This is a genomic window from Streptomyces griseoloalbus, assembly GCA_014650015.1.
In the GTDB taxonomy this organism is placed as follows: domain Bacteria; phylum Actinomycetota; class Actinomycetes; order Streptomycetales; family Streptomycetaceae; genus Streptomyces; species Streptomyces griseoloalbus.
The window spans coordinates 1-10,456 of sequence record BMUD01000048.1 but is presented as its reverse complement, the minus strand read 5'-3'; the positions used below and the strand labels follow the sequence as shown (position 1 = coordinate 10,456).

Here is a 10,456-nt window from a genome sequence, read left to right as displayed (position 1 = left end):
ACACCGCCCGCACCGGCGTGCACCAGCACCGACTCCCCCGCCCGCAGACCCGCCAGATCACGGAAGGCGTACAGGGCGGTCAGGAACACCAGCGGCACGGAGGCCGCCTCCTGCTGGGTCCAGGTGTCGGGGACGCGGGCCAGGTAGTGCTCGTCGGCGACGACGACCGGCCCGAAGCCGCCGGGCACGGTGCCGAACACCCGGTCGCCGGGCCGCAGTCCGGTGACGGCGGAGCCGACGGCCGTGACCACGCCGGCGGCCTCGGTGCCCATCGGGCCGGACTCGCCGGGGTACATGCCGAGGGCGTTGAGGACGTCGCGGAAGTTCAGACCGGTCGCGTCGACGTCGATCCTTACCTCGTGGTCGCCGAGCGGCCGCAGCACCTCCGGGCACGGGGCGAGGACGAGGTTGTCCAGGGTGCCCTTGCCGGTGGTGTCGAGCCGCCACGGCACGTCGACGGGCGGGAGCAGTCCGGCGCCGGTGGCGAGGCGGTCGAGCCGGCCGACGCGGACGGTGCCCTCGCGCACGGCGAACTGGGCGTCGCCGGTGGCGAGCAGGGCCGGCAGGTCCGGCAGCAGTGCCTGGACGTCGTCCTGTCCGTCGAGGTCGATGAGGACGAACCGGTCGGGGTTCTCGGACTGGGCCGAGCGCACCAGACCCCAGGCGGCACCCGCGGCGAGGTCCCGTACGGTCTCGCCGTCGGCGGCGGCCACCGCGTCACGGGTGACGAAGACCAGGCGGGTGCGGTCGAACCGGTCGTGGTCCAGCCACTGGCGTACGAGTTCCAGGGTGCGGGTCGTCAGCGCGTGGACGGCGCCGGGCACGTCCGTGCCGGGGGCGGCCGGGTCGCCGCCCGCGTCCGTGCCGTCCGGGGCGGTGTACTCCCCCTGGAGCGGGACGAGTACGTAGTCGGGGGCGTCGGCCGGGTCGGTGAGGTCGGCGAGGGACGGCAGTGCGGTGCCGGTGCCGAAGACGTCGGCGCCCAGGGTGACGGCCCGCAGCCCCTCGGTGGGCTTGACCTCGGGGGCGGTGACCCAGTCGAGGCGGAACACCGGTTCCTGGCCGCCGGTGGCCACCGGGGCGCGCGGCACGCTCGGGGCGCGCAGTACCAGCGCCTCGGCGGACAGCACGGGCGCGCCCTCGGCGTCGACCGCCGTGAGCGTGACCGACTCGTCGCCGAGCCTGGCGATGCGGACCCGCAGGGTGGTGGCGCCGCCCGCGTGCAGCGAGACGCCGTTCCAGATGTACGGCAGCAGCGGGTTGTCCTCGCTGCCGACGCCGAGGTAGCCGTTGGCGTGCTGGACGGCGTCGAGCAGGGCCGGGTGGATGCCGAAGTACTGGGCGTCCCCGGCGATCTCCTCGGGCAGGGCGACCTCGACGAAGGCCTCCTGTCCGCGGATCCACACCTTGCGCATCCCCTGGAAGCAGGGCCCGTACTCGGTGCGCTCGTAGGTGCCGTCGACCGGCATCGGCCGAGCGTCCGCCGGCGGCCAGACGGGGACGTCGAACGGGGCGGTGTGCTCCGCGGCGGCGAGGGATCCGGTGGCGTGCCGGGTCCAGGGGCCGTCGGTGACGTCGGACGGGCGGGAGTAGAACGCGATGGTACGGGTCCCCTCCTCGTCCGGGGCGCCGAGGACCACTTGCAGGGCGGTGGGCACCTTGTCGTCGAGCACCATCGGGGTGGACAGGACGAGTTCCTGGACCCGGCCGCAGCCGACGTGGTCGGCGGCGCGGATGGCCATCTCCAGGTAGCCGGTGCCGGGCAGAATGACCGTGCCGCCGACCTTGTGGTCGAGCAGCCAGGGGTGGACCTGCATCGAGATCTGGCTGGTGAACAGCGCGCCCTCGGAGTCGGCCAGCGGCACGGCGGCGCCGAGCAGCGGGTGGTCCGCGGAGACCAGGCCGGCGGAGCTGACGTCGCCGGTCAGGGCGGCCGGGCGGGGCCAGAACCGCTCCCGCTGGAAGGGGTAGGTCGGCAGTTCGGTGCGGCGTGCCCCGGTGCCCCGGAACCATGCCGTCCAGTCGACGCGGACACCGGCGGTGTGGAGCCGGGCGAGCCCGGTGAGCAGCGCGGTCTCCTCGTCGCGGTCCGCGCGCAGCGCGGGCACGGCCACGGCGTCGAGGCCGGCGTCCAGGCAGCGCTGGGTCAGCGCGGTGAGGACACCGCCGGGTCCGGCCTCCAGGAACGCGCTCACTCCGGCGTCGGCCAGGGCGCGCACGCCGTCGGCGAAGCGGACGGTGCCGCGGACGTGGCGCACCCAGTAGTCCGCCGAGCACAGCAGGGCGGGGTCGGCGATCTCACCGGTCACGTTGGACACGACGGGGATGCGCGGTTCGGCGTACGTCAGTGTCTCCGCGACCTCGCGGAACGCGTCGAGCATCGGGTCCATCAGCGGCGAGTGGAAGGCGTGGCTGACGGAGAGCCGCTGCGTCTTGCGGCCGTCCGCCGTGAACAGGGCGGCGAGGGTGAGGACGTCCTCCTCGGTGCCGGCGACGACGACGGAGTCGGGCCCGTTGACGGCGGCCAGCGCCACGCCGTCGGTCAGCCTGGGGGTGATCTCCTCCTCGGTGGCCTGTACGGCGATCATGGCGCCGCCCGCCGGGAGGTCCTGCATCAGCCGGGCGCGGGCGGCGACCAGCGTGCAGGCGTCCTCCAGGGACAGCACCCCGGCCACGTGCGCGGCCGCGATCTCGCCGACGGAGTGGCCGGCCACGTAGTCGGGCCGCACTCCCCACGACTCGACCAGCCGGTACAGCGCCACCTCTACGGCGAACAGGGCGGGCTGGGTGTAGCCGGTGGTGTCGAGGAGTTCCGCCTCGGGCGTGCCCTCCTCCGCGAACAGCGCCGTGCGCAGGGGGACTTCGCCGCCGGTGTCCAGGCGGGCCAGTACGGCGTCCAGGGCCTCGGCGAACACCGGGAAGGCGGCGTACAGTTCGCGGCCCATGCCGGCCCGCTGGGAGCCCTGGCCGGAGAACAGGACGGCGGTGGTGCGGTACGCGGCGCGGCCCCGCGCCACCTCCAGGGGTTCCCCGCCGGGTCCGGCGAGGAGCACCGCGCGGTGGTCGAGGAGGGCGCGGCCGGTGGCCAGGGAGTGGCCCACGTCCAGCGGGGACGCGCCGGTCAGGGCGGCGATGCGGGCCACCTGGGCGTCCAGGGCCTCCTCGGACTTCGCGGAGACGGGCCACGGGACGACCGACGGGGCCGGCACGGGGGCCGGCGCGGATCCGGTCGGCTCGGGCACCGCCTCGGCTGCGGGTGCCTGCTCGATGATGGTGTGGGCGTTGGTGCCGCTGATGCCGAACGACGAGATGCCCGCGCGCCACGGCCTGCCGGTCTCCGGCCAGGGGGACGGCTCGGTGAGCAGGCGCACCGCGCCCGCCTCCCAGTCGACGTGCGTGGAGGGCTTGTCGACGTGGAGGGTCTTCGGCAGGACGGCGTGCCGCATCGCCATGACGGTCTTGATGATGCCGGCGACGCCGGCGGCGGCCTGGGTGTGGCCGATGTTCGACTTGATGGAGCCGAGCAGCAGCGGGCGCTTGGGGTCGCGGCCCTGGCCGTAGGTGGCCAGCAGGGCCTGAGCCTCGATGGGGTCGCCCAGCGGGGTGCCGGTGCCGTGGCCCTCGACGGCGTCGATGTCGGCGGGGGTGAGTCCGGCGCTCGCCAGGGCCTGCCGGATGACGCGCTGCTGCGAGGGCCCGTTGGGGGCGGTCAGGCCGTTGGAGGCGCCGTCCTGGTTGATGGCCGAGCCGCGGACCACCGCGAGCACCTCGTGCCCGTTGCGGCGGGCGTCGGAGAGCCGTTCCACCACGATCAGGCCGACGCCCTCGGACCAGCCGGTGCCGTCGGCGGCGTCCGCGTACGCCTTGCAGTGGCCGTCGGTGGCGAGGCCGTTCTGCAGGGTGAAGCCGGAGAAGCCGGACGGGGTGCTCATGAGGGTGACGCCGCCCGCGACGGCGAGGTCGCACTCGCCGGCCCGCAGCGCCTGGAGCGCCCAGTGCAGGGCGACGAGGGAGGAGGAGCAGGCGGTGTCGACGGTGACCGCCGGGCCTTCCAGGCCGAAGGTGTAGGCAAGCCGGCCGGAGACGACGCTGGCGGCGAGTCCGGTGCCGGCGTGGCCCTCCAGGTCCTCGCGGGAGTTCATGACGAGGGTGGAGTAGTCCTGTCCGTTGGTGCCGACGAACACGCCGGTGCGGCTGCCGCGCAGCCCGTCGGCGTCGATGCCGGCCCGCTCGAACGCCTCCCAGGTGGTTTCGAGGAGCAGGCGCTGCTGCGGGTCCATGGCGATGGCCTCGCGGGGGGAGATCCCGAAGAATCCGGCGTCGAACTCGGCGGCGCCGTCGACGAATCCGCCCCGGAGGGTGGCGCTGCGGCCGCGGCCGTCCGCGCCGCCGGTCGCCAGGGTGGCGAGGTCCCAGCCCCGGTCCTCGGGGAAGGCCTCGATGCCGTCGCGGCCCTCGCTGAGCATTCGCCACAGGTCCTCGGGGGAGCGCACGCCGCCGGGGAGGCGGCAGGCCATCCCGACGATGACGATCGGGTCGTCGGACAGCCCGGCGGCGTTCACCCGGTCGAGGCCGGCCGTGGTGTCCTGCTCGCCGAGGAGTTCGGCGACCAGGTGCTCGGCCAGGGCCCGCGCGGTCGGGAAGTCGTAGACCGTGGTGGCGGGCAGGCGCAGGCCGGTGGCCAGGGCGAGGCGGTTGGGCAGCTCGATCGCGGTCAGCGAGTCGAAGCCCAGGTCGCGGAAGTTGCGGTCGGGGGCGACTGCCTCCGGGCCCGGGTGGCCGAGGACGGCGGCGGCGTGGGTGCGGACCAGGTCGCCGAGGACCGCGGTGCGGTCGTCGGCGGGCAGCTGTCGCAGCCGCGCGGCGAGCCCGGAGGCGGCCGTCTCGGTCTGCTGCCGCGAGGCGGCCGCGTCTGCCAGTGCCTGCCGGGCGTCCGGCAGGTCGCGCAGCAGGGCGCTGCCGCGCATGCCGATGAGGGTGTCGAGGACCTGTGGCTGACGCGGGTCGAAGACCACGGGCGTCGGCTCCGGCCGGGTCACGGCCTGCCGCAGGGCGGCGAGCGCGAGGTCCGGGTGCACGGCCGGGTGACCGGCGGTGCGGGCCGGGCGCCCGACGGTACCGGTGTCGGCGCCCGCCGCGTCGGTGACCGCGGTGTCCGCGCCCGGTTCCGCGTCGGTCCAGGCGCCCCAGGCGATGGAGGTCGCGGGCAGGCCCTCGCTCCGGCGGCGCCGGGCGAGTGCGTCCAGGACGGCGGTGGCGGCGGCGAGGTTGGCGCGCCCCGCGGTGCCGACCGTGCCGGCCACCGAGGAGCAGAGCACGAACGCCGTCAGGTCCAGGTCCCGGGTCAGTTCGTCCAGGTGGACGGCGGGGACGGTGCGGGCACGGTGCAGCGCGGCGAACCGCTCCGGCGTGAGGTCGTCGAGCACTCCGTCGTCGACGATGCCGGCGGCGTGCACCACTCCGGTCAGCGGGGTGTCCTCGGGGATGTCGGCGAGGACGGCGGCGAGGGCGTCGCGGTCGGCGGCGTCGCAGGCGGCGATCGTCACCTGGGCGCCCAGCTCCCGCAGTTCGTCGGCGAGTTCGGCGGCGCCGGGCGCGTCCGGGCCGCGCCGGCTGACCAGCACCAGGCGGGCGGTTCCGGCGGCGGCGAGCCAGCGCGCCACGTGGGCGCCGCGGCCTCCGGTGCCGCCGGTGACCAGGACGGTGCCGCTGGGCTCCCAGCCGGGGTCGGGTGCGGCCTCCGGCGCGGGCACGAGCCGGCGGCCGAAGACGGCCGAGTCGCGCACGGCCATCTGGTCCTCGGCGTCGTGTCCGGCGAGGACGGTGGCGAACCGCCGGGCGGCACGGTCGTCCAGGGTGGCGGGCAGGTCGATCAGCCCGCCCCAGCGCACGGGGAGTTCCAGTGCCGCGACCCGGCCGAGGCCCCACACCGCCGCCTGGCCGGGGGCGGTGAGCCGCTCCGTGCCGGCGACGGCGACGGCGCCGCGCGTCACGCACCACAGGGGCGCGGTGATCTCGGCGTCCAGCAGGGCCTGGAGCAGCGCCGCCGTCGGGACGGCGGGGGTCTCGGCGGTGTCCGTGAGGGCGAGCAGGGACAGCACTCCGGTGAGCGCGGTGGCCTCGGAGAGCAGGCCGCGCAGCCTTCCGGTGAGCGCGTCGCGGTCGTCGGTGTCGACGGTGAGCGGTACGACGTCGGTGCCCACGGCCGCCAGGACGGCGGCCACCCACTCGTCGTCGGCGAGTGCCTCGGGGACGACGGCCAGCCAGGTGCCGGTGGCGGCGGGCGCGGTGGACGGCAGCGACAGCGGCTTCCACACCTCGTGGTGCCTGATGCCGTCGACCATCGCCTGGTCGCGCTGCCTGCGCCGCCAGGTGGACAGGGCGGGCAGGACCGCGCCCAGCGCGTCGGTGTCGACCGCGAGATCGGCGGCGAGCGTGGTCAGGTCCTCGCCCTCCACGGCCGTCCAGAAGGCCTTGTCCAGGGGGTCCGTGCCGGTTCCGCCCGCCGTGGAGCGCTGGGCGTCGGGCCAGTAGCGGGACCGCTGGAAGGCGTAGGTCGGCAGTTCGGTGCGGCGGGCACCGGTGCCGTCGAAGCACGGCCGCCAGTCGACGCGTACCCCGGACACGTGGAGCCGGGCCAGCGCGGTGAGCAGCGCGGTCTCCTCGGGCCGGTCCTTGCGCAGCACCGGCACCGACACGACGTCCTCGCCGCCGTCCAGCACCCGGGCCGCCATCCCGGTCAGGACGCCGTCGGGGCCCAGCTCCAGGAACGCGTTCGCTCCGGCACCGGACAGCGCCCGCACACCGTCGGCGAAGCGCACCGTGCCACGGACGTGGCGCACCCAGTACTCCGCCGAGCACAGCAGGGCGGGGTCGGCGATCTCACCGGTCACGTTGGACACGACGGGGATGCGCGGTTCGGCGTACGTGAGTGTCTCCGCGACCTCCCGGAACGCGTCGAGCATCGGGTCCATCAGCGGCGAGTGGAAGGCGTGGCTGACGGAGAGCCGCTGCGTCTTGCGGCCCTTCGCGGCGAACTCGTCGCCCAGTGCGACGACTTCGGCCTCGGCGCCGGACACGACGACGGACTCGGGGCCGTTGACCGCGGCCAGGGCGGTCCCGTCCGTGAGGCGCGGGGTGATCTCCTCCTCGGTGGCCTCGATCGCCATCATGGCGCCGCCCGCCGGGAGTTCCCGCATCAGCCGGGCGCGGGCCGCGACCAGCGTGCACGCGTCCTCCAGCGACAGGACACCGGCGACGTGCGCTGCCGAGATCTCACCCACGGAGTGACCGGCCACGAACTCCGGCCGCACACCCCAGCTTTCGACCAGCCGGTACAGCGCCACCTCGACGGCGAACAGCGCGGGCTGGGTGTACCCGGTGGTGTCGAGGAGGTCCGCCTCGGGCGTGCCGGCTTCCGCGAACAGCACCTCCCGCAGCGGACGATCCAGCCCGGCACCGAGCTGGTCCAGTACGGCGTCCAGCGCCTGCGCGAACACCGGGAACCGGGCGTACAGTTCACGCCCCATCCCGGCCCGCTGCGAACCCTGGCCCGAGAACAGCACCGCCAGCGACCGCTCCACCGCACGGCCGCGCGCCACCTCCACCGGCTGATCGCCCTCCGCCCCGGTGAGGAGGACCGCCCGGTGCTCGAACACCGACCGTCCCGACGCCAGCGAGAAGCCGACATCCAGCGCGGACGCGGTGTCGAGGGAGGTGATCCGGTCCAGTTGGCCTTCCAGGGCTGCCTCGGACTTGGCCGACACCGGCCACGGCACGGCCTCGGGAACGCGGCCGGGCTCCACGGCCGGCGTGACCGGCTCGGTCTCCGGGGCCTGTTCGATGATGGTGTGCGCGTTGGTGCCGCTGATGCCGAAGGACGACACGCCGGCTCGGCGCGGGCGGCCGGTCTCCGGCCAGTCGACGGTCTCGGTGAGCAGCCGCACCTCGCCCTCGGTCCAGTCGACGTGGGTCGACGGCGCGTCGATGTGCAGGGACTTGGGCAGGACGCCGTGGCGGAGCGCCATGACGGTCTTGATGACGCCGGCGACACCGGCGGCGGCCTGGGCGTGACCGATGTTCGACTTGATGGAGCCGAGCAGCAGCGGCCGGTCGGCGGGCCGGTCCTGGCCGTAGGTGGCCAGCAGAGCCTGCGCCTCGATCGGGTCGCCCAGGGTCGTGCCCGTGCCGTGCGCCTCGACGGAGTCCACGTCGGCGGGTGTGAGCCCGGCGCTCGCCAGGGCCTGGCGGATGACGCGCTGCTGGGAGGGGCCGTTGGGGGCGGTCAGGCCGTTGGAGGCGCCGTCCTGGTTGACGGCGGAGCCGCGCAGCACGGCGAGTACCGGGTGGCCGTTGCGGCGGGCGTCGGAGAGGCGTTCGACGACGAGCATGCCGACGCCCTCGGACCAGCCGGTGCCGTCGGCGGCGTCCGCGAACGCCTTGCAGCGGCCGTCGGGCGCGAGGCCGCCCTGCCGGGTGAACCCGGCGTAGCCCATGGCGGTCGACATCACGGTGACGCCGCCCGCGAGGGCGAGGCTGCACTCGCCGGAGCGCAGCGCGTGGGCCGCCCAGTGCAGGGCCACCAGGGAGGAGGAGCAGGCGGTGTCGATGGTGACCGCCGGGCCCTCCAGACCGAAGGTGTAGGAGAGACGGCCGGAGATGACGCTGGTGGCGAGGCCGGTCGGGGCGTGGCCCTCGGCGTCCTCGCTGGAGTTCATGACGAGGGTGGTGTAGTCCTGGCCGCTGGTGCCGACGAAGACACCGGTCTGGCTGCCGCGGACGGTCGCCGGATCGATGCCGGCGCGTTCGAACGCCTCCCAGGAGGTTTCCAGGAGCAGGCGCTGCTGCGGGTCCATGGCGAGGGCCTCGCGCGGGGAGATCCCGAAGAAGCCGGCGTCGAAGTCGGCGACGTCGTAGAGGAATCCGCCCTCGGAGGTGGCGCTGCGGCCGTGGCCGCCGTGGCCGCCGCGCATGAGGGTGTCCAGGTCCCAGCCGCGGTCGGTCGGGAAGGCGGAGATGCCCTCGCGGCCCTCGACGACGAGCCGCCACAGTTCCTCGGGCGAGCTGACGCCGCCGGGCATCCGGCAGGCCATGCCGACGATGACCACGGGGTCGTCGGCCGTCGCGGGCAGGACGGTGCCGGTGGCCGCGGGCGTGCCGGCGGCCCGCTCCTCCTCGAGCAGCGCGGCCACCAGGTGCTCGGCGAGCACGGTGGGCGTCGGGTAGTCGAAGACGAGGGTCGCCGGGAGCCGCAGGCCGGTGACGGCGGTGAGGCGGTTGCGCAGTTCGACCGCGGTGAGCGAGTCGAAGCCGAGGTCGTGGAAGTCACGGTCGGCCTCGACGGCCTTGGGCGAGGAGTGGCCGAGCACGGCGGCGGCCTCGCCGCGGACCAGGTTGAGCAGGACGCGGACGCGTTCCTCCTCCCGCGTCTCCAGGAGCCGGCGGGTGAGGTCGGCGGCGATCCGGGCACCGCCGACGGCGGTGGCGGCAGCGCGCCGGGTGCCGCGCACCAGGTTGCGCAGCAGCGGGGGCACCTCACCGGGCATCCGGGTGCTGCCGGAGGCGCCGAGGGGCACGAGGTACGGCTCGTCGGAGACCGTGGCGGCGTCCCAGAGCGCGAGGCCCTGTTCGACGGTGAGGGGCGGCGCGCCCGAGGCGGCGATCCTCCGGGCACTGACCTCGGAGAGGGTGCCGGTCATGCCGCCGTCCTGGACCCAGGCGCCCCAGGCCAGGGAGAGGGCGGGCAGGCCGGAGGCGGACCGCTGCTGGGCGAGGGCGTCCAGGAAGACGTTCGCCGCCGCGTAGTTGCCCTGACCGGCGCTGCCCATCACACCGGACACCGACGAGTACATGACGAACGCGGCGAGGTCCAGGCCCCGGGTCAGCTCGTGCAGGTGCCAGGCGGCGTCGACCTTCGGCCGCAGCACCTCCGAGACCCGCTGCGCCGACAGCGACGTCACCACGCCGTCGTCGAGGACGCCCGCCGTGTGCACGACCGCGGTGAGCGGGTGTGCGGCGGGGATGCCGGCGAGGAGCGCGGCGGTGGCGTCGCGGTCGGCGGTGTCGCAGGCCGCGACGGTCACCTCGGCGCCCAGTTCGCGCAGTTCGGCGGCGAGTTCGGTGGCGCCGGGTGCGTCCGGGCCGCGCCGGCCGGCCAGCAGCAGGTGCCGCATGCCGGAGGCGGCGAGGCGGCGGGCGAGGTGTCCGCCGAGCGCGCCGGTGCCGCCGGTGATGAGGACGGTGCCGTCGGGGTTCCAGCGCGGCGGCATCGTCAGCACGATCTTGCCGACGTGCTTCGCCTGGCTCATGAAGCGGAACGCCTCACGCGCCCGCCGCACGTCCCACACCGTCACCGGCAAAGGCCGCAGGGCGCCCTCGGCGAACAGGCCCACCAGCTCCCGCAGCATCTCCTGCGTACGGTCCGGACCCGCCTCACCGAGGTCGAAGGCCCGGTACG

The 10,456-nt window shown here is 75.2% G+C and carries 1 protein-coding gene; it reads right to left on the bottom strand.

Annotated features, from left to right (window positions below; all coding sequences use genetic code 11):
- On the bottom strand, positions 1 to 10,456 hold a 10,456-nt coding region (locus IE178_RS34590), incomplete at both ends, for a type I polyketide synthase (protein ID WP_193515008.1).